This window comes from Sphingobacterium sp. UBA3519 (genome assembly GCF_002377215.1).
Taxonomy (GTDB): domain Bacteria; phylum Bacteroidota; class Bacteroidia; order Sphingobacteriales; family Sphingobacteriaceae; genus Sphingobacterium; species Sphingobacterium multivorum.
The window spans coordinates 208,314-229,375 of sequence record NZ_DFPI01000037.1 but is presented as its reverse complement, the minus strand read 5'-3'; the positions used below and the strand labels follow the sequence as shown (position 1 = coordinate 229,375).

The 21,062-nt window shown below is 41.3% G+C and carries 12 protein-coding genes; 4 read left to right on the top strand and 8 right to left on the bottom strand.

Translation table 11 applies throughout. The features are described from left to right. Positions 1-3,123 carry a SusC/RagA family TonB-linked outer membrane protein gene (locus B3297_RS23805; protein WP_286779622.1) on the bottom strand — a complete coding sequence of 1,041 codons (3,123 nt, stop codon included), beginning with the start codon at positions 3,121-3,123 and terminating at the stop codon, positions 1-3. Between the two features lie 360 nt (positions 3,124-3,483). Beyond that, positions 3,484-7,479, bottom strand: coding sequence for a hybrid sensor histidine kinase/response regulator transcription factor (locus B3297_RS23800; RefSeq protein ID WP_286779621.1), 3,996 nt, complete (start codon positions 7,477-7,479; stop codon positions 3,484-3,486). Between the two features lie 369 nt (positions 7,480-7,848). On the opposite strand from B3297_RS23800, the gene B3297_RS23795 reads away from it, so the two are divergent. Further along, on the top strand, positions 7,849-10,140 hold the full coding sequence (locus B3297_RS23795; protein ID WP_286779620.1) for a family 20 glycosylhydrolase: 2,292 nt from the start codon (positions 7,849-7,851) through the stop codon (positions 10,138-10,140). Positions 10,141-10,274: 134 nt separating this feature from the next. Continuing rightward, a complete protein-coding gene (locus tag B3297_RS23790; RefSeq protein ID WP_286779619.1) occupies positions 10,275-11,042 on the top strand; it encodes a DUF4382 domain-containing protein in 768 nt (255 codons plus the stop codon). A 164-nt stretch (positions 11,043-11,206) separates the two neighbouring features. On the opposite strand, the gene B3297_RS23785 is transcribed toward B3297_RS23790, so the two are convergent. Both B3297_RS23785 and B3297_RS23780 read right to left on the bottom strand, forming a co-directional pair. After that, positions 11,207-13,663 (bottom strand): PIG-L family deacetylase, encoded by a 2,457-nt coding sequence (locus B3297_RS23785; protein WP_286779618.1) that lies wholly within the window; start codon positions 13,661-13,663, stop codon positions 11,207-11,209. 136 nt (positions 13,664-13,799) lie between these two features. Next, a complete protein-coding gene (locus B3297_RS23780) occupies positions 13,800-14,828 on the bottom strand; it encodes a sulfite exporter TauE/SafE family protein (protein WP_159333130.1) in 1,029 nt (342 codons plus the stop codon). A gap of 261 nt (positions 14,829-15,089) precedes the next feature. Between B3297_RS23780 and B3297_RS23775 the strand changes: the two genes are divergently transcribed. After that, complete coding sequence (locus B3297_RS23775; RefSeq protein WP_286753615.1) at positions 15,090-15,329, top strand: hypothetical protein; 240 nt, start codon at positions 15,090-15,092, stop codon at positions 15,327-15,329. Positions 15,330-15,341: 12 nt separating this feature from the next. Here B3297_RS23775 and B3297_RS23770 read toward each other — a convergent pair whose 3' ends face one another. Together B3297_RS23770 and B3297_RS23765 are read right to left on the bottom strand one after the other, a co-directional pair. Next, positions 15,342-16,055: a LytR/AlgR family response regulator transcription factor gene (locus B3297_RS23770; protein WP_286779617.1), complete on the bottom strand. Its 714-nt coding sequence runs from the start codon at positions 16,053-16,055 to the stop codon at positions 15,342-15,344. Next, entirely contained in the window at positions 16,052-17,107 is a 1,056-nt protein-coding gene (locus B3297_RS23765) for a sensor histidine kinase (protein ID WP_286779616.1), read from the bottom strand. Before B3297_RS23765 ends, B3297_RS23770 begins: the two co-directional genes overlap by 4 nt. A gap of 234 nt (positions 17,108-17,341) precedes the next feature. On the opposite strand from B3297_RS23765, the gene B3297_RS23760 reads away from it, so the two are divergent. Then, positions 17,342-18,319: a hypothetical protein gene (locus B3297_RS23760; protein WP_286779615.1), complete on the top strand. Its 978-nt coding sequence runs from the start codon at positions 17,342-17,344 to the stop codon at positions 18,317-18,319. Here B3297_RS23760 and B3297_RS23755 read toward each other — a convergent pair. Together B3297_RS23755 and B3297_RS23750 are read right to left on the bottom strand one after the other, a co-directional pair. Further along, positions 18,303-18,989 (bottom strand): class I SAM-dependent methyltransferase, encoded by a 687-nt coding sequence (locus B3297_RS23755; protein ID WP_112376012.1) that lies wholly within the window; start codon positions 18,987-18,989, stop codon positions 18,303-18,305. The two genes, B3297_RS23760 and B3297_RS23755, sit on opposite strands and share 17 nt — an antisense overlap. A gap of 689 nt (positions 18,990-19,678) precedes the next feature. Beyond that, positions 19,679-20,890 (bottom strand): GTP-binding protein, encoded by a 1,212-nt coding sequence (locus B3297_RS23750; protein ID WP_286753611.1) that lies wholly within the window; start codon positions 20,888-20,890, stop codon positions 19,679-19,681. Positions 20,891-21,062 lie beyond the last annotated feature (172 nt).

Sequence of the window (21,062 nt, the reverse complement as noted above, 5' to 3'; positions counted from 1 at the left end):
TTAAAAAGTCATATTAAATCCAACCATAAATACCCTTTGCTGTGGATATACTACTGCTGCTCTCGCTTCGATCTCGGGATCAATCTGGTAGTCTTTGACATTGTCAAACGAAATCAAGTTTGAAGCATTGATATAGAACCGTATTTTTTCGGCCCTAATCTTTTGAATCCATGCTTTTGGCAGATTGTATCCAACCTCCAGGTTGCGGACTCGGAGGTAACGCACATTGGTCAACCAAAAATCACTGTTTCGACTATTGGGACCTGAGTTGCCGTTACGAATCGCAGGGTAGCGTCCCGGAATCCATTCGCTGTTTGGATCATAAGGGTCTTTGCGATGCCATCTATCTTCCAGCAGGTAGGCTGGAGAATTACCACCACCATGGAAGGCATTACGTAACTCATAATCCTGAAACCAGGATTGCACCGCACCACCGGCCAAATCAATATTTAAGTTGATACCCTTCCAGTCAAGTCCTATCCGGCCACCGAAGCTCATCATCGGTGCCCAACCTGTCGGATAACCGATCGGACGCTGATCCATATCATTGATAACACCGTCGCCGTTTACATCTTTATAAATCAGATCACCAGGAAGTTGTGTCCTATTGTTCTGACCATCATTATTGATCGGATGGTTACGGATCTCTTCTTCCGACTGAAATCTTCCGACAACTTGGTATCCCCACCATACGCCACCCCAGCGATCTTCAATCGAGTTACGGTATTCATTCCACGAATTACTGAAACGAGGCTTATAGGTTTCTAGGTCACGATAACGTGAAAAAGTCATATTCCCACTGACAACATAGTTAAGTTCACCGACCTTATCGGTATAAGTAATTATACCTTCCGCACCATAATAGCCGTTCTTACCGAGGTTTTCATTGGGAAGGTCATAACCGATTTCAGCTGGTAATAGGACATCGTATCGTTTTCCAGGATATCCAGTACGGATAATTTTAAAGATATCCGCCGTCAATGTCAGCTTATTATTCAACAAGGTTGCATCGACCCCCATATTATAATTGGTATTTTTAACCCAGGAGAGGTTGCGCACTGGTAAACCTCTTGGCTGTACCCCGGGCACATAGGCTCCGTCTAAGACAGCACTTCCAGCCGCCCAATTATATCCGGCAAGGTAATCATGCATTCCCACACCCTCTTCAAGTCCGGTTTGCCCGATCGAAGCACGGATTTTAAGGTCACTCACGACGGATTTCAAAGGCTTGAAGAACCCCTCATCCGAAATACGCCAACCTACTGATGCTCCTGGAAACAATCCCCAGCGTTTACCCTCATAATATTTAAAGGACCCGTCATAACGGCCCAGAACTTCCAGAAGATACTTGCCCTTGTAGTTGTAATTGATACGGCCAATATATCCAGCCCGAGCCTCGTAAGCCCATTCATCGGCCAAACTATTGAGCTCCGACAGTCTCAACAACGGGATATAATTGTTCGAAGGATTTGCGCCCAACGCTTTATACGTCCGGTCCCAGTCTGAGCGCTCATAGCCTAACATTCCTGCGAAAGTGTGATCGCCGATCTGCTTGTTATAATCGATCTGGAACTGCGCAAACCGAGAAACAATCTCCCTCGTGGTATCGTAACGCCAGCCAGCATCACTTCCACCAGTTCGCTTATAGGCATTATTTTCGTATCGATATACATCATAGGTATATTGGAAGCCATCAAATTTATTATTGGTATAATTGTAAGAAACAGTTCCCTTTGCCGACAAACCAAAATTTGTCTTATAGGCCGCAAAGAGATTCACGTTTCCAGCAAGGTATTTATTGTCTTTATAGCCGGCGATATCGCGACTAAAGAGCGCCGGGTTATAGGGAAAATCATTGGTATGATTGATATACTCTGGATTGTCATTTGCATAAGGGCCTACCGTCGGTCTATTTTTCATAATAGCCAAAATCGAGGAGAAGTAGCCATCTCCACCTGGTAAGCCAACATCCTGGGTTCCCTCATGTCTTCCTGAAATCTGTGTACCCACTGTAAGTCCTTTGAGTACCTCAGCTTCCATATTGGCCTGAAAATTGGTTCGCTTATAATTGAAATCCTTGATCATTGCATCCTGATTGAGGTGGCCCAATGACAGGAAATAATTTGATTTTTCACTTCCACCGGTGACATTGGCATTGATGTATCGCTGTGGGATATTCTTACGGATCACCATATCATAATAATCATAGCCTTGGTAGCCAGGCTCTGTTCCAGCCTGCCATTTAGCCAACTCCTCGGGCGTATAAACCGTCTTCGGATCGCGGTTTTCATTCTGCGCAGCCTCAACCAATCCACGCGTGTATTGTTTCGCGTTTGCCATGGTCGGAAAACGTGTCAAATTCTGCCAGCCTTGGTAGCCATTAATATTGATTTTTGCACTTTCTCCTTTTGCTCCTTTTTTGGTGGTAATAAGTACAACACCTCTAGAAGCACGGAATCCATATACTGCCGCTGCGGCATCTTTCAAAATAGAGATACTCTCAATATCTTCGAGATTTAGCGAGTTGAAGATATCTGCTCCGGAGCCATTCTGTGTACCGACCCAGTCCGTACCTTCCTGACCTCCGTAGGCAACCCCATCAATTACATATAATGGCGAGCCCATATTCCGGATTTCAATCGCTGCACCACGACCGGGACGCGCGTCTTTGGCACGCACGGAGATCCCCTGCACCTTTCCTGCCAAAGCCCCAGCAGTTGTCGTCGATGATGACCGTACAATATCCTCTGATTTAATATTGCTTACTGCCCCCGTAATATTACGTTTGGACTGTTTACCATAACCAACAACGACGACATCCTCCAAAACATTTTCATCTGCCTCGAGCTGGATTTTTAAATTTGTTGTTCCATCCAATGGAACTCGGCGAGTCTTATATCCAACAAATGACACAACGAGCGTTCCTTTGTTGGCATTCAGCTCAAATTTCCCCGATTTGTCTGTTGAGGTTCCCTTTCCCCCTTCTAGAAGGAGTACACTCGCACCAACGATAGGCTCGTTTGCTTTGTTGAAAACTTGTCCCGTAACCTTCTCCTGCGCATACAGCAATGTTGGCATCACACTCAACATGGTGTAAAAAGAAGCAATCTTTAAGTTTTTCATAAATTTAAATACGAATTAAACAGTAAATAATACAATCTAGCCGGACAAGACAATATGATGGTAAACTATGGTCTACTTTGGTTATTTCTTTTGCATCGTTGCCACCCCTACCTAGATTTTATAATTGGATAATACCTCAAACTTAGCCCATTTTGCAGCATTACATCATATACAAATCCGTCAAAAATCATATAATTTTCAGTCAAAAACAGCTTTTATAATATATTTAAGGCATATTTCCTGTTTGATGAAACCTGAGCCTGCTTTATCGGTCTGCCATGAGGAGGCTGTTTTATGCGAAAAAAAATGCCCCTCGCCACGGAGGAGTAGCAGGGGCATTACGAGCGTTTGTGTATTCTTTTAATACGTTACCCGGATCTTATTGTCGGCTCGTTGGTATTCGGAAGGTAGCTGGCCAAACTCTTCCTTAAAACACTGCCGAAAATAAATTGCACTATTGATTCCGACCATAAACGACACTTCAGTCACATTATATTTCCCCGTCCGAAGTAGATCCGCAGCCTTATGGATACGTATCTTGCGAACCAGCTGATTGATATTTTTACCTGTGATCCCCTTCAACTTGCGGTATAAGGTAGACTGACTCATATTCATTCGGTCAGCAAGGGCAGCAGCGTCCAATACTTCATCCTGCATATGCTGCTCGACAATCTGCATAAAATCCTGAACAAATTCATTTTCCCGCCACAGCTCCTCAGGAGGTTTTTGCTCGGTATAATCATCTGAATAGGGTGATTTGCTGTTTAAACTTTCCAAAATCAGTTCATTGATCTGTTTCTGTCGGCTCAATAGGTTGTCGATACGTTTGAAGAGTAAAGCTGCCGTAACAGGTTTGATCAGATAGGAGTCTATCCCCAGATCATAGCCCCGTTGCCGGTCTGCATCGGTGTTTTTCGCCGTCAATAGTAGCAGTGGAATATGACTTGTACTGCGTTCCTGTTTGAGCTGCTGTACCAGCTCAAAGCCATCCATATCGGGCATCATAATATCACTGATCACCAGATCAGGTATTCGTGCCATCGCCGTTTTATAGCCCGCAGCTCCATTTTCAGCAAGTACCACATCATAATGCCTTTGCAGGGTAGTTCCCAGATACTCCCTGAGCTCCGAATCGTCCTCGACCAGTAGAATCAGGGGGCGCTGCGAAGCCGTGGGCGGTTCGCTTTCTTGTGCGACAACTTGATCTACTTTTAGCTTGACCGTAAATGTAGTGCCTAGCCCAAACGTACTACTTACCTCTACCTTTCCATGATGTATTGCAACTAGTTCCTTGACCAAAGCAAGGCCAATTCCTGTACCTTGCGTACCTGTGCCTGGAATCTGATAATACTTTTTGAAAATCCGCTCAATATCTTCTTCGGCAATACCAACCCCCGTGTCTTCTACAGACAATATGGCCCAATGATTTAGATCTGCACCTTCGTAGCGCAGACTTAGTTTAATATAGCCCGAAGCTGTGTATTTATACGCATTCGACAATAAATTATCGACAATCAATTGCACAATTTCTGCATCAAACAACGTACGTATATCCGCTGTAGGGAGTTCGCACAACACGCGAAGACCAGGCTTGTGATTCAATGTTTTATATTTATGTGTCAGATCGGCGAGCATTTCGCCCAAGGATCCTGCTTCGGGAACAAAGGGTTTAAATTGCGATTCTACCTTCCGAAACTCCAAAAGCTGGTTGACCAATGTGAAAAGTCTATTGGCACTTTTCTGAACCGTCTGAACCAACGCACGGTGTTTCTCAGCAAGCTGCTTTTCTTGCGACAGATCCTCAAGGGGCCCCAGGATCAACGTCAGGGGTGTACGTAATTCATGGGTAATATGCGTATAGAAGTTCATCCGCTCGGCATGCAGCTGTTCGTCTTGTAGATGTTGCCGTTCTTTAAGTTTGAGTTCCGATTCGGCTTTCATCCTTTTGAAATAAAAGGATATAATCACATATCCAATCAGAAGCACGAGTAGCATATAAAATGCCTTAGCAGGTAAGCTCAAATAAAAAGGTGGCGCGATGCTAATCAGCAGCCGTTGATACTCTTGCGACCACTGACCGTTTTTCATTCGCGTACGAATGAGCAGCTCGTGCTCACCATAGGGAATATTACGAAAATCGAGGTTTGTCTCATTGCCCAAAAAAATCCAGTCATTATTGAGTCCTTCCAATTGATACCCAAATTCGACCAATCCATCCAAAGCAAAATCCATGACAGCAAGTTCGATGCGAAAACTATTTTCATCATAATTGAGCTTAATCGTCTTTGTATCCGACGGATATTTATCAACCTGCGCATTGGATTCGCTCGATTGAAAAACAATAAATCGGCTCAGGCTTACAGGCGAAGTAGGTAAATCGGACGGAATATTAGCAGGATTGAAATAACACATTCCTTCCTGCATGCCAAAATACAGTCGCCCTTCGCGGTCTTTTCCTACACTAGCATTGATAAATCCGCCCAAGGGTAAACCAAAGGATTGGTCGTAGTGGAGAAAATGCCTCTCTTGCGAGACATAGCGTAACATCCCCGATTTGGTTGCGCACCAAATATTTCCGGTATGATCCTCCGCAAGTCCATTGACAAACAACCAAGCATTACCTCCCGGCGGCAACAATAAAGCGAGATCACCGATCTTCTTACCTGCATCCTGCATAGCCAATCCGTGGTTTGTAGCGATCCAAATATTATTATCCCTATCGCGTAGCAAATGATTGATTGTATTATTACGTAATCCACTCTTATTGTCCATCTTACGAAGCAGTTTACGGTCGGAATTATATACATAGAGTCCTTGCCCATAAGTTCCTACCCACATATTGTGCTGACCATCTTCCACTAGCGTTCGCGGTGCATAATCACCAAGCATAGGCTTATTGATCAGAAGCTTTTGAACATGGTGTGCCACTCCATCGTATATAAAAAGACCTTGATTGGCAGCAATCCAAATGTGCCCCAAATGATCCTCATATATCGCACGAACTTCGGTCACCGACTCCCCTAAATCGATCATATGCCAATCGGAAGATCCAGCATATTGGACAGCAATCCCGCCCTTCCGCAATCCCATCCATACATGCTGATGCCGATCCTTAAATGCCGTAAGTATAAAATCGTCGGGCAATCCGTTTTTTTGGGTAATTTGTCCCAACAAACGGCCTCCAGCATTCATTTCTACTATACCCGAGCCCTCAGTTACCAGTCGAGTCCGATTTTCACCAGTTAATACATTACTCACTGTTGCCAATCGGTCAGGTAACATATTGTCTGAAGGAAAAACACTAAAAAAAGGAGCCATATGCGAAACAACCCCTACACCTCCACCATATAACGCCAGCCAAATATTTCCGAACCGATCCAGAGTGATATGCTGGACCATGGTATTATTACCTTTGCCAAGATCAAAAAGCTGTATGTGCTGGACGCCTTCAAAACGTTTATCAAACGTATATTTCGGCTGCAACAAAAATAGTTGCGACGACTCGCCTCCTATCCATAAGGTATTGCCAATTTCCTTGATTGCGTAGACAAAAGGTTCATTCCCATTTTTTGCTAATCCTGCCAAAGGGACTTGCTGTAATTGACCTGAAGCCGGATGATATACAGCCAACCCTTTACGGGTTCCAATCCACACATTCCCCCCCTGATCGCAAAACAACACTTTAATTTCATTATCAGGAAGTTTACCCAATGTATTCTGATTAGTCAATCGTTTCAGTGACCGACGGGCGGGATCCAAAATTGTCAGGCCTTCATTTACATGCCCAATGTAAAGCATGTTACTGCGATCTTCAGCTAAGGACCAAACACTATTCTCGGGAAGTCCGGGACAATTTTTCTTATTGAAATGATTAAACTCTTTGGTTATTGGATCGAAATGCTGTACACCTTGATGATAGGTGGCCAGCCACAGTTTTCCATCTTTCCCTTCAATCATATCGGTTATATCATTTGTCGCGATGGATTTCGGATTAGTACCGTCATGTGTGTAATAGCTAAATTTATTTGTACGTAAGTCAAGTACATTCAGGCCATTGGACCGCGTTCCGATATACACTTTCTTGTCGGTATAAAGCAAGGTATTGATTTCATTACTATTGACCGATCGCCCATCCGGCTTGTCTGTTGCATAAAATGATTTAAAAGACTTCCCTGCATACCGGTTCAATCCCAGCTCGCTGGCTATCCACATAAATCCGTCATCATCGTGCACAATATCCAGCACCTGCTGATTGGTCAGACCATCTTGAAGGGAGAAAAAATGGACGCGATTAGGCTGTCCATAAACGTAGGCCAACTGCCAAAAGAAAACAATGCTAATAAGAAAATTTTTCATAGCTCTACCACCACCAATAAATTAACAACACCAACCTACTTTATTGAAAGGCTTCTCTGCAAAATATCAAAGCAGTCAATCCACAGGCAACTTTTTACGATCTTGTTTAAAACAGCAGTAAAATAATTATGCAATGAAAATATTCAAGATATAAACATACTATAGGCCTATTCAAATACAGGTTATTTTCAAGTTAAAGATAAGAATAAATATATAAATGTCAAACAAACATTTATAACAATATTAGGAGAAATGCTTTGCTTAAAATGCTAAGAAGTACAGATCAACCAAAATTGCCGGCCGATACCTGAAATATTGGTATATTGCAGCAAAATCTAAAACTACTTGTGAATCACAAAAAACACATTTATGAATAAAATCTTCTCAACCTTACTTGTATCCTGTGCCCTGTACCTGCCGACATTAAGTTTTGCGCAACAAAAAAACATACTTCCTCAACTTATTCCGTTTCCTCAACAGCTGGAAGCCGGGCCGGGCCTTTTTCAGCTAAATGGTCAAGAATTGGGCTACGCTATTGATCCAGCATTTTCTTCTACGTCACTGCCGGCATGGATCAACCAATCGCTATTCGGTCAACTGAACAAAAAAAGCGTGAAGAAGACAAACGCCACGCTGCAATTGATCAAAGTCCAGGGCCTCTCAAATGAAGCGTATGAATTGAAGATAGATCAAAAAGGTATACAAATCATCGCTTCTTCAGAAAAGGGCGCATTTTATGGTTTACAGACAGTCCAGCAATTGTATCTACTTTCGGGAACAACAGGCAAGCTTGCCCTTCCCTATGTGACCGTAAAAGATCAGCCTGCTTTCAAATGGCGCGGTGTCGAGCTCGATGTAGCCCGCCACTTCTTTCCAAAAGATTATATCTATAAATTCATTGATCTGCTTGCAACCTACAAATTTAACAAATTTCACCTGCACTTAACGGACGATCAAGGCTGGCGCATAGAAATCAAGAAATACCCTAAACTAACCGAACAGGGGGCTTGGCGTACTTATAACAACCAAGATTCGGCCTGCTTTGTGAAAGCCAAAGAGAATCCCGACTTTAATCTACCGAAGGAATTGATCCGCACAACAAACGGAAAGGAAGAATATGGTGGTTTCTATACACAACAAGATATCAAGGACATTGTTGCTTATGCGGCCAGTCGCCAGATAGAAATTATTCCTGAAATAGACATGCCCGGACATATGATGGTGGCTACCAAGGCCTATCCTGAACTCCTATTGGACAGCCAATCCGCGGGCTGGGGAAAGCAATTTTCTGTCCCCATCAGCCCCTGGAAAGAGAGCAGCTATACCTTTGTTGAGAACGTACTAGGCGAAATTATTGACTTATTCCCTTCGCATTATATTCACATCGGAGCGGATGAGGTCGAAAAAGACTCCTGGTCAAAATCAGCAGCGGCTCAAGCTTTTATGAAAGAAAAGCAAATAGCGAACTTACATGATCTTCAAAGTTATTTCGTCAAACGAGTAAACAGTTTTATTCGTTCAAAAAATAAACAGAGCATTGGTTGGGATGAAATATTAGACGGTAGTTCGGACACGAGCATGATGGTGATGTACTGGCGTGGTTGGGTAAAAAATGCACCGATAGAAGCTGTAAACCGTGGTCACCGGGTCGTTATGACCCCTACCAACCCGCTTTATTTTGATTATTTACCCAATAGCATCAGCCTGGATGCCGTGTACAATATGAATGTCGTACCTACGGATATTTCCAGCCAAAAAGCACCGCTGATCCAAGGTGCACAGGCCAATATCTGGACAGAAATGATTCCTTCCACCGCCCGGTTGGAGTTTATGATTCTCCCGCGGTTAAGCGCTTTATCAGAACGTGTATGGACCAACAAACCGCTGTATGATAGCTATAGAAATCGAGTAATTGCGCACTTTGGACTTTGGAACAAAATGGGTTTACGCTATCGTATGCCAGACCTCACAGGATTCGCCGAAACACAGGTTATTGTTGACGGACAATCTGTTCTAAAGGTTGTAAATGAACTTCCACAGAATCAAATACACTATACAACGGATGGTAGCCTTCCAACACAGCAGAGCCCAGTATTGAACGGTTCGCTCGTGGTTAAAAAAGAAGGGCCAATTCGTTTTGCAACAATCTCCTCTTCCGGTGCAAAAAGTGAACTTTATCAGGTTGATTTTAAAAATGATACCTGGAAAAAGAGCGTAAAACCCAATGAAAATAGCATAGCCCCAGGGCTTATGGCAACACTTTTCAATGGAACTTTTGCCAACACTTCGGCCATTACAGGGCCTGAAGTACGCCGGGAAGTAATCAGCAATGTGGCGCTGAGCGATACCATCAAAATGCCTTCTTTTGGCGCAAAAATTAGAGGCTATCTCTATGTGAGAGAAAAGGGAATCTATAATTTCTACTTCACCTGCGATGATGGTGGTGTCTTGCGAATCCATGATCAGCTCGTCGTCAATAATGACGGACAGCATGCACCGATTATGAAAAGTGGACAGATTGCTTTAGAACCAGGCTACCATCCAATTGCTGTAGATTTCCTTGAAGCTGGAGGCGGATTTACCCTAAAACTTCAATACAGTCTCAATGATTCAAAGGTAATTGATATTCCCAAAGAGTCCTTTTTCCATAAAAAGGATTAATAATCATTATGAAGTATAGAAACAACCCCAGTATGGTCAATTCCATCTGGGGTTATTTTTTCGGGCCTAGGGACTTTGTTTTATTTATAGAATGGCATAAGTTTTGCCCAGCTGTAACCATAATGTTACTAACTATGAAAAAGAACTTTATTATCCTTGCTCTAGCGACCCTAGTGTTCTTAAGCAGCTGCAGCAAAAATGATGGTCCCTCCTCACAAAAAACACCTGTCACAGTAAAAATTACGGATGCTCCAGGTTACTATGACGCGATCAATCTTCACATCGATGCGATCGAGATCCGAACTACTTCGGGTAGCACAACGATAGATGTCGCCGCCGATCCATTTAATATTTTGAATTATACAATGGGAAAAGATACCGTCATAGCCGGACAGGATGTTCCTTCTGGTATGATCCAAGAAATTCGGCTCAAACTTAATGACTCAGGAAATGAAATTTGGGTCAATGGCGTTGTACATCCGCTAAAAACACCTAGCGGACAGTCCTCTGGCGTTAAACTCAAAGTACAAGATGAATTAATTCCGGATGTAGCGTACACACTTCTTTTGGATTTTGATGCGTCAAAATCGATTGTAAAGACGGGCAACGATCAATATCTTCTTAAACCCGTTATTCGCGCCATCCCAGTGGCCACATCTGGAGCAATCACTGGCACAATTAGTCCTGCGGAATCACAAGCCAATGTATTTGCTATTACCGGTGTAGATACTGTAGGTACGTTGGCAAACTCAGCCGGAAAGTTTTACTTTCCTGGGATGCCTGAAGGCACTTACAAGATTGTTGTCGAACCTTCGGTAGCTGGTTACATGAACAAAAACATTGAAGGCGTGCAAGTAGCCAAAGCAAGTGTGAAAGATTTAGGAATTATTTCTGTACAATAACGTACGATCGGATTAAAGTATCTGATAAGAAACCTATTGTAAAATTGGACATGCCCCAAATAGTTGCCACTATTTGGGGCATTTTAATTGTAGCGGTCTTCTAATCCATCCACGAAAATGTGTTGATTCAATTTTTAGATCATCTCGCCTACAACACTTATTGATCAATAAGTATCTGAGACTGATGAAAGTGAAAGCATATTGGCAAAAAGACGATATGCTCCCGCTACTCCTGCAGGCAGTTGTCTAAATAGAGACAAACTATTGTAGATATAATAACCTTTTCCTGTTTTGCGAAGCAGCAACAAACCATCTTCATGCTGATTATTTGCGTTTTGCCCCCGTAGTATTGGTTCAAAGTCTGCACTCCATTTTTGCGGTAAAAAAAGTGCCCTGTCCTGCACCCAATTTTGAAAATCATGCTGCCCAATTACATTGGGGTAGTTCAATATACGATGGGATGGGTCCAAAAATGAAATGCGGGTTTCTGTATTTGTAATTCTTTCCTGAGAAACAGCTAGAGGATAAGTCCCAACCTCAGTCAAATGCAAATCATATGGCGTATTATACTGCCCTATCAATACACCGCCCTGCTCCACATAGTCACGGAAAAGCTGATGAAATTCCGCAATTAAGGGATGGGTATTGTAAATCCGTACTCCCAAGACCACTGCATCAAAATCGAAGAGATTTATTTCACCAATGGACTCAAACGGAATAATATCCAATTGCTCAACAAGTTGGCACAAGCTCCCTCCAAGTTCATCATTCATCCCCGAAATATAAGCAACTTTCCGGGCCGTAATATCCACTGGCAAGTTCAGCACCCGTAGTATTCCCTTGGGAAAGTAAGTTACTTTGTTAATATGCGGATAAACAATACTTTTAGCTGTGAACGGATATATACCTGAACTGGTCTCAATCTCAAATCCAATCTCTTGAATCTCTTCCTGTGATGCTGATGAACTCAAATCAAAATAAAGTTTTTCCGCTGCATTACCTGCGATGTTGAGATCAATTTCTGTCGGAAATGCGCTCAATCCGTCCGGAAGCGTTAACCTCACTTTAATAGGTAAGGATTCGGCTATATTGGATTGCAGCTCCAAAGCAACTAAACGTTGGGTCGCTTTAGACAGCACAACGATATCCGAATCAAATGCTGCTGTTACCGGGGGAGCTACGACAACGAGACTACCTGCATGTCTTACAGGAAGCTTAATCGCGATCGGTAAGCCGGCAAATTGCAGTTCCAGATGAACCAACAATTCGGTCCCATATTGTGTCAATACAACATCAGCAGACGATTCTGGTGTATAATTATGTGCGTCACCATTAGCATTAAGCCAAGTTGGAAAAGAAGGTAAAATTGTATCAAGAAGCTGACCATTCAAATGGATCATTTTCGATGGAGACGAGGGAAGATCTATTTGCCTTGCCCCCCTTATAAAAGGAACATTTACCGCTGTCAACTGCAAATTAGACTCCACTGGAATATGCGCATGCAAGATCATATTAACCTCGGTTCCCGGCACCCATAGGGCGTTAGAAGCCTGTACTTCTAAGGAGACACCAGCAAAATCAAGTAGCAGACGTTCTACCTCAGCTCGTTTTTTATGAATAATATTATCTTCGGGAACGATCTTCATCCAAAATAAAATCGAAGCAAGCTCCAATGTAAGCTCTGCCGTATCAGACTCACATTTTGCGATAAGGTCATCCACCAACCGATTGAATACATTTGCATAAGAATCTTGCACTGAACAATGCGTAAAAATAGTATTCACAGCCTCTGAATTGATCGATGCACTTTTTAATACTTCAAAATACTCGATACTAGAGTGATGCTGCGCCAAACTTCCCATGGCCTGAGAACGATGTCGATTACGACTTTCTGCTGCAATTTCACCATAATGTAAGTCAAAAGAGCCATGTCTTATAGGAATATCCAAAGAAATATATGCTGGCAAAGGTGTTACTTCTCCGCCAATATCTTTAACACCACTCTCCTGATATACATTCCACAGCAATTGCTGAGCTTGCCAAGGTGCTAGTTCTGCTAACTGTTCGCTGTAAGCTGTTGGATCAGCGGCCAGATCAAAAGCTTTCGCCATTAGGATTGCTGAGGCCTGATGGTGCCCATGCGAGTCAGGGACATTCGGCGAAAATCGCGTTGCAATTACAGTGGGACGAAAATAACGGATAGTCCATACCATATCTGCCAGTACACCATTTTCATCCCATCGCGCCAACGTCTCATCGACTGATTTTGCAAAGCCGAAATCCTTTGCCCGTGTAAAGAACTGTTTTGTTCCCTCAATTTCACGTGCCGCAAGTGACTCCTGCACCCGAAGTACCCCCAGATCCAATCCCTTTTCTCTACCTATAAAATTCTGTCCTCCCTCACCTCGCGTAACAGAAAGGTAGGCAGTATCGACCACCTGATCCTGCGCTAGAAATGTCAATAATTTATTGTTTTCATCGTCTGGATGGGCACCGGTATATAAAACACGATCCGAAATTTTAAGCATAGATAGCCCGCGCATCATCATTTGTTTTTTACCTGAAAAAGCTTGATTTAAATGCTGCGTTTGTGCCTGTTGTGCTAAAAATTCCATTGCCATATCCTTCCTGCTAAATAATTCTTCGGTTCAAATATAGGAATATTTTTCAATAATCTACTAAATAGATAGATTATATATCAATACACTTTAAAACCAGTAGAAATAAGCATTTAAAAATAAAAAGGCAAGAGACAATTTAATCCAATCGTGTTAACACACCTTCTTTATGACAGTAAAATTCATAACTAGCCTTCCTTCTAAAACGTATAACCTTTTCGATATAGATACTATTATGTTTTTTGCTAAGGGCAAAATACTTTTGCTGAAGTTTGAGTGGTAAACCAGTCCAGTGAATAGATCGTTCGAGTTCTAAGCCATGCGTCTGACTAAATTCCAAGACAAAATTTGTGTCTCGCCAGCTCAATGCAATTTCAGTTTTATTCTTCGAGCGATCTAAGGCTATCAGCACGTCATTCTGATCGACAATCTTACGCGAACTACCTGTCAGCAATATCGCCCCTGAAACCACCATAGCACCATAACCTATTTTTTTAAATACCTGGTCGCTGAGGTAGGGTAATATAAACTGAACAGTAAATGATGAGACTATTGTTGCAACGGCAATTGCCAGGCCCAGTCCCAGCGCTGCCTTAGAATACAGACCTAAAATAATATAAATAATAAGTTTTACGAGATGTAAAAACACTTCATTTGCAGCACGGGTGGCAATAATCTCCTCTTTGGAAAGCCCCATTTTCAAATAAAACCGATTGAACAACAAGCCGATTGCACCTGTAATTCCTGAAATAAAGCCCGAAAGAAAACCTATAATTGCCAAAAAAGATTTCGAGCACTTACTTTCCGAAGATAACGCTGCATTTTTTGATTTAAACAATTGAGGGATATTTCCCATGAGGAAAAAAGCAACAATCAACTGCAAATAGGAAGGTTCTATATATTTAATCAGATATCCACCTAATAGTACAGCCGGAATTGAAAACGGTACAAACCACAGAAAGATCTTCCAGTTGATATGCCGCTTAAAAACAATTATTCTCGATACTGAGCTGGTAAACGTACCAATCGTCAACGAAAATGGAATTAACGATGAAGGCAACATAAAATTCAATAAAGGAATAAGAATAAGGCTTGCTCCCCCTCCACATATGGCGCTGATCCAAAAAGCGACTATGGTACTTAAAAACAGGACAACTAAATTTATCATAGGATTTCAACAAAAAAACTACTTCACTGTAGCCTCTGACAAAAATGCACCGACTTTCTGTAGAAATTTAGAATTGATATCCCTAGCCTCTCCATATAATCTACACCATTCATCTGCCCAATGCTCAACCTTGTTTTTGTATAAAAACTAAATGCTTTCGTATAATATAGGTTGCGTGAAGCAATGAAGAATATAGATTTGTAACGATATCCCATACGTTAAGGGTATCAAATAATTTTGAACACATATAAATTAGTCGGGATGAAAGTTAGGCAAGTGTTGATTTTTAAAAGTTCTGTAAAGACCAAAAGCAAGAAAGAGTTTTTGATGCAATTGGTCAAAACTCATCTTCCACAAGTACAAGATGCTACTGTCGATCTAGATGATGAGGATGCCATATTCAGGTTCGAAACAGAAGAGTGCTCCATCGACTACCTGACGAAGTTCCTACATGGTTATGGTATCCAAGTTGATTTCCTGGATCGCTTTGTAGTTGCCTAAGCCGCCAGTAGATTACAGCAGTCCTCCCGTGTATTGTTTAAAGAAAGCTTCTCGATAGATTTCACCGATCGGAATTTCAAATTTGTCGATGTAAACAGTATGGTTGTCAAATGAATCAATAAAGGACAAATTAATCAGATAGGATTTACTGGTGCGTGCAAAGAGGCTCACCGGAAGTTTCTGGTGAATTGTCTTCAAATTCATCTCAGTAATCAGTTTATTGTTCCGCGTATAGATGACCACGTAATCTTTGAGTGCTTCTATAAAGCGAATATCAGTAAATGCAATTTTATAGTATTTCCTATCCGATTTAATAAAAAGTGCATCCTCACTGGCCTTCTCAACCGTACTTTGATTTTCTTTTAACGCTAGTAATTTTTTATAGGCTATTGCTTTATCGATCGCTTTGGCTAAGCGGTCTTTATTGATCGGCTTCAACAGATAATCTATTGCATCCAATTCGTAACTTTTCAGTGCATATTGCGCATAGGCAGTCGTCAGGATAACCAGCTTGTCATTGGGAAGAGACTGTGCAAAATCGAGTCCATTAACCGTTGGCATCTCAATATCCAGAAAAAGTAAATCCACCGAATTTGTTTTAATACATTCTAATGCCGATATCGCGTTGGAAAATGTACCGACTATCTGAATGGACGAAATTTCTTCGATTAAATTTTTCATTTCTTCCCTAGCCAGGGGTTCATCGTCTACAATAATGCAATTCATAATGGAATGGTAAGTTTAACGCTATACAATGTTTCAGTCGTTGACACCGACAGTTCATAATCATTTCTATATAGGAGATCCAGTCGTCTTTTGGCATTAGCCAATCCCAGTCCGCTGTATTTGCTTCGGACAAATAAGCTGTCGGGATCTTTCGAATTTTCACATTCAAAACAAAGCTGCTGATTAGCTTCAGAAAAATGAATTGTAATAAAGGTATCACCGGCGCTGAGACTATGTTTAATTGCGTTTTCAACAAAGGCTGTAAAAAGATGTGGTGGTAGGAATATACCTTTCTTTTCCAATTCTGCTGGGCAGGATATACCCGTTGTGAGGTTATCACGGCGTATTTCCTCCAATTTTAGAAAATTGGAGATAAAGTTGATTTCAGACCTCAAAAGCGTCCTATCATCATTATTTTCATAGAGCTGATATCTTAGAAAGTCTGATAGTTTCATGATGACCTCCGTAGCCATATTCGGATCTTTTCGAATTAAAGCCTTAACATTGTTCAGCATATTGAATAAAAAATGTGGCTGAATCTGGTTCTTCAAGGATATAAGCTCTGTGGTCAGCGCCAAATTTTTCAGTTCAGAAATGCGCTTATTGTCTTCCAACCAACGCTTAAAAAGCTTAAAAGTCGTCGTCGTCAGAATAATCGGAATACAGATAAATAATGCGGCGATTAGCCCCATAGAGTCCGACTCCGGTTTTTTTATAGCGGGAATATGAATGGAATAGATGTAATTTGCAATGTACATGACCACCAGCAAACTGGCCGTTACCAGCAGTATCAATGCTAAGACATATAACTCATATTTAGCCTTAAAGAAAAACTTGGGTATCAGTACATACATATTGGCGTAAAACATGCATACGAATACAAACCATAGGATAATAGAAAAATAAAACCGATAACTACCCTGAAAATGAGAACTCGAATTTGCATTTGCAAAAAGTAAAAGTAAACCGATCAGAAAAAACACATGTCGCAGTGGCCTGAATTTATTTTCTGTAAAATACCTTAAAACAACGCTATTATTGAAGTCCTGCATGCTTTAGAACAATTTTTAACCTGAATAACAAAAATAGCGCTTTTCTTGGCAAGTACCCGATCTCTTATACGAAGGCCTGTTTTTTTTATACCAAAACTAATGGATGATTTTTAACTTTTCTTTCCGCTGTTCCCCCAAAATGGACTTTTGTATAAAAAGAAGACCTGTTGGTCTAAAAAAAGAATCCCACCTACAAATTTCGGCTATTCTTACAATGATTTTAATCATATATTTATGCAAAAAATACTTTCAATGTTTGTGCTGTTACTTAGCCTATCCACGTCCATCGCACAGACTAAAGATAGCGTGCAGCAAAAAGTTAGGGCTGTGGTTACCGACAAATTTCCCATAACACGGGTCCTCAATTTGACCTATGAATCCAATACAGGATACCGTTATTCATCAAAGCTCCAAGGTCAGGTTTTACCTAAAACAAAAGTAGAATTGATGTACCAAGCCGGAGGTAGTATCAACATTAATTTTTTAAAGAGCAGAACCTGGAACTTGGGTACCAATATTGGCTATCAGTTCACTTCTGTAAACTCCAATCGTTTAGACCCCATCGCACAATCCACCATACAGTCAACCCATCAATATCATTATCATTACGAATCACTTAATCTTACCCGTTATTCACGTTTGTGGGGCAAGGTAGCATTTTATACCGCAACGGTTGCTGCCAATGGGAGTGAAAAAGCAATAGAACGCATTAATGGGATATTATCTGCTACTGTGGTACTAAAAGCTACGCGGGAGATTCAAATGGCGGTGGGCCTCATCGGCTTTATAGATCCGGCAGCAATTATTCCGGTTTTACCAACCTTTGCCTACAAGCAACAATTTGCCAATGGGATGATACTTGATGTCATCTTACCTAAAGGAGCCTACCTTCGAAAAGAGGTCTTGCAGAATGGCCGCGTTTCAATAGGTTCCGATTTAAATAGTACGATCTTTTACCTCTATAACTTTCAGGGCGCTGAAAAAGTATATACCTTCAGTCAGATGGAGATCAATTCGGGTCTGACTTATGAACATAACCTGGGCCGATCTTTTATTGCCACCCTTAAATCAGGACTAAAAACCATACCCCGTGCACGCGTATTTGAAAAAAACAAAACCCAGCGCGATTATGTATGGGAAGCAAATCCCGATCCTTCGTTTTATATTAATGCGGGGCTTTCCTTCAATCCCTTTGCTAAGAAAAGGAAATAATATCTTTTTTTCGGGTTATCCACCCCATATAAATCGATGATTGAAAGAATCGAACAGGAGGTTCAAATCCGGCTTCTTCACAGAGCTCGACTAATCGTTCTTCCGAGACATGCAACAATTCGTGCTCGATTCTTCGCAATCTTTGAGCGACCTGTGTTTCATCTATCCCCTTGGGCAGAAGAAGCCGCAACAACTGCAAGTTTTGTTGAATCTGCTCCTTATTGCCCGTAATATCTAATAATAACAAGGGTGCTTGCGACATCATTCTCTTGGAAATATCTTGGAGCATAACCAATTTTTCGCCATTGTCTTCTAAAAAGTGTAATACAAGCAAAAGCGTCGCAGCACCAAATTGTTTCTCTTCGTCCAAATCACCTACCACACCTTCGACAAGATGAACATTCTCATCCGCTTCAAATTTTTCCAGGGCCTGGCTAATCATCTCAGGCGACGGATCTACCCCGGTTATTGTCCAAGATTCTGCTGTGTCGACAAAACGTTCTATTTCATTTCCAGTACCACATCCTACCACCAGTAAATCCTTGTTTTCAGTTTCTCGGAGGAGCTTTGGCAACTGATCTAAAAAATAATGGTAATTGGGAATCCAGCTCTCAACAAATTGATCATAGCCACTTGCACGCTCATTTTCAAACAGTTCTACTTTATTCATTTATATAACAATAATCATTCAATATAAAATTTGCATTCAATTGAAAGGGTGCCCTTCTGTATTTCAAATATACATGGAAAACCAGTAATTTAAAACATAAATAACATACTGATATTCTGACAATCCCGTTACTAATTTCACCTCTTTGATGCGTGAGCGAGTTTTATCTTTAGACTATCAGTGCTGTTTTTTGAAAGTCTATCAATTACTTTTTCAGATCAATTCCTTTCACCACCCCAGGTTTAAAGATATTACCCAGCGTATGCATGCGTTCAATTGCATTCAAGTTAAGCCTACTCTTTTTTGATGCTTTTTCAGTATTGATTTCGGTATAAAATTAAACCTTTTAGGTATTATTAAAATCAAGCAGTCTGGCTCATTGTTAATTATATCATGCATAGTGACTATGATTGTTCCTCAACTATACTGTTCTTTTACCATGACATCTTTGCTATGACTCTTTGAAATTTTCGGAATCATAAAGATGATCTTCGACCATCATGATTAAGCGTTTTAGGGATAGATTTCTATATTTTTAATAGCGCGATTGATGAAGGCTGATAACCGTATCTTGATAACATCTGGCAAATCAGTATAAAAAAGGCCAGAAAATTAATTCTGGCCTTCGAAAAATACAATATCTAACCTACATTACTTACTTTTTTAACCGATGCCGATCACAAATGGTTTTAAATATTTTTAGGAAATTCGTCTTTCCACCAAGTAAAACGCCAGTCATCGCCTTCTTCTTCGGTCAATAGGCATTCTTCAAGCTCCGACAGATATTTTTCTTTATCTAGATGCTGACCTATAAATACCAATTCATTTTTTCGATCTTCCCACTCCGGGTGCCAACGTTTAAGAAGTTCAGCGCTGATTTCGGCATAACTGGGATACTGATAACGCTGCTCTTCGGGCATGCTACTCCACCATGAGCCTGCACTTTCCAATCTTACGCTGCCACCTGCCTGACTAAAACTAATCGCAAGATTCGGCCGGGATGCCAACCAGAGGAGACCTTTAGCGCGTATGATATTATGTGGGTACCGCTCATTGAGATAACTGTGCAGTCGCTGGGGATGGAAAGGCCGTTGCGATCGAAAGACAAAAGATGAAATACCATACTCCTCTGTTTCAGGGCTATGTTCATTTTCAAGTTCTCTGATCCATCCAGCCGAAGAGGAAGCTTCATCAAAGTCAAACGAGCTCGTACCCATAATTTCCTTTGGATCAACACGTCCAAATTGTGTACGGATTAATTTGGCTCCAGGATTGAGCCGCCCAATAGCAGACTCGAGAGTGCCCAAAGTTTCCTCAGATACCAGATCGGCCTTATTCAAAAGGATAACATTGGCAAATTCGATCTGATCAGTCAACAGATTTACAATTGCCCTATTGTCATAGTCGTCATCCGTCAGTTTCCGATCTAATAGGGTATCGGCGCTTCCAAAATCTTTAGCAAAATTGAAACAGTCCACCACAGTTACCATAGTATCAATGTAACTGAACGTAGACAGATCAATCCCATTGTCAGCACTACTATAACTGAATGTCTGCGCTACTGGAATAGGCTCCGAAATACCAGTACTCTCGATAAGAAGATAATCAAAGCGATTTTCTTTCGCTAGTCGCTCCACCTCCACCATCAAATCCTCCCTTAAGGTACAACAAATACATCCGTTGCTCATCTCCACTAACTTTTCTTCTGTTCGCGAAAGCACATTTTCACGTTCAACAGCTTGTGCATCAATGTTCACTTCACTCATATCATTAACAATAACAGCAACTTTCTTGCCTTCCTTATTGTGTAGAATATGATTCAATAGTGTGGTTTTTCCCGCACCTAAAAATCCACTTAAAACAGTGACAGGTAATTTAACTTTTTTGGAAATGCTGCTCATAGTAATTTCGTTTAAACAAATGTAAAAACAAAACAACACAAATGCAACATTGTTGCTATATAAAGATATACGCTAAAACAATAACAGGTGAACTTCCTTAAAAACTTTCGCATGATGAAGTACAAACCTCGTTTAACATGATCAGCATCCCCTTGTCGTAACGTACGTTCAC

What these genes read in the sequence shown, in the direction of transcription:
- B3297_RS23805 (WP_286779622.1), bottom strand. Translation starts at nt 3,123, where the DNA reads ATGAAAAACTTAAAGATTGCTTCTTTTTACACCATGTTGAGTGTGATG.
- B3297_RS23800 (WP_286779621.1), bottom strand. Translation starts at nt 7,479, where the DNA reads ATGAAAAATTTTCTTATTAGCATTGTTTTCTTTTGGCAGTTGGCCTAC.
- B3297_RS23795 (WP_286779620.1), top strand. Translation starts at nt 7,849, where the DNA reads ATGAATAAAATCTTCTCAACCTTACTTGTATCCTGTGCCCTGTACCTG.
- B3297_RS23790 (WP_286779619.1), top strand. Translation starts at nt 10,275, where the DNA reads ATGAAAAAGAACTTTATTATCCTTGCTCTAGCGACCCTAGTGTTCTTA.
- B3297_RS23785 (WP_286779618.1), bottom strand. Translation starts at nt 13,663, where the DNA reads ATGGCAATGGAATTTTTAGCACAACAGGCACAAACGCAGCATTTAAAT.
- B3297_RS23780 (WP_159333130.1), bottom strand. Translation starts at nt 14,828, where the DNA reads ATGATAAATTTAGTTGTCCTGTTTTTAAGTACCATAGTCGCTTTTTGG.
- B3297_RS23775 (WP_286753615.1), top strand. Translation starts at nt 15,090, where the DNA reads ATGAAAGTTAGGCAAGTGTTGATTTTTAAAAGTTCTGTAAAGACCAAA.
- B3297_RS23770 (WP_286779617.1), bottom strand. Translation starts at nt 16,055, where the DNA reads ATGAATTGCATTATTGTAGACGATGAACCCCTGGCTAGGGAAGAAATG.
- B3297_RS23765 (WP_286779616.1), bottom strand. Translation starts at nt 17,107, where the DNA reads ATGCAGGACTTCAATAATAGCGTTGTTTTAAGGTATTTTACAGAAAAT.
- B3297_RS23760 (WP_286779615.1), top strand. Translation starts at nt 17,342, where the DNA reads ATGCAAAAAATACTTTCAATGTTTGTGCTGTTACTTAGCCTATCCACG.
- B3297_RS23755 (WP_112376012.1), bottom strand. Translation starts at nt 18,989, where the DNA reads ATGAATAAAGTAGAACTGTTTGAAAATGAGCGTGCAAGTGGCTATGAT.
- B3297_RS23750 (WP_286753611.1), bottom strand. Translation starts at nt 20,890, where the DNA reads ATGAGCAGCATTTCCAAAAAAGTTAAATTACCTGTCACTGTTTTAAGT.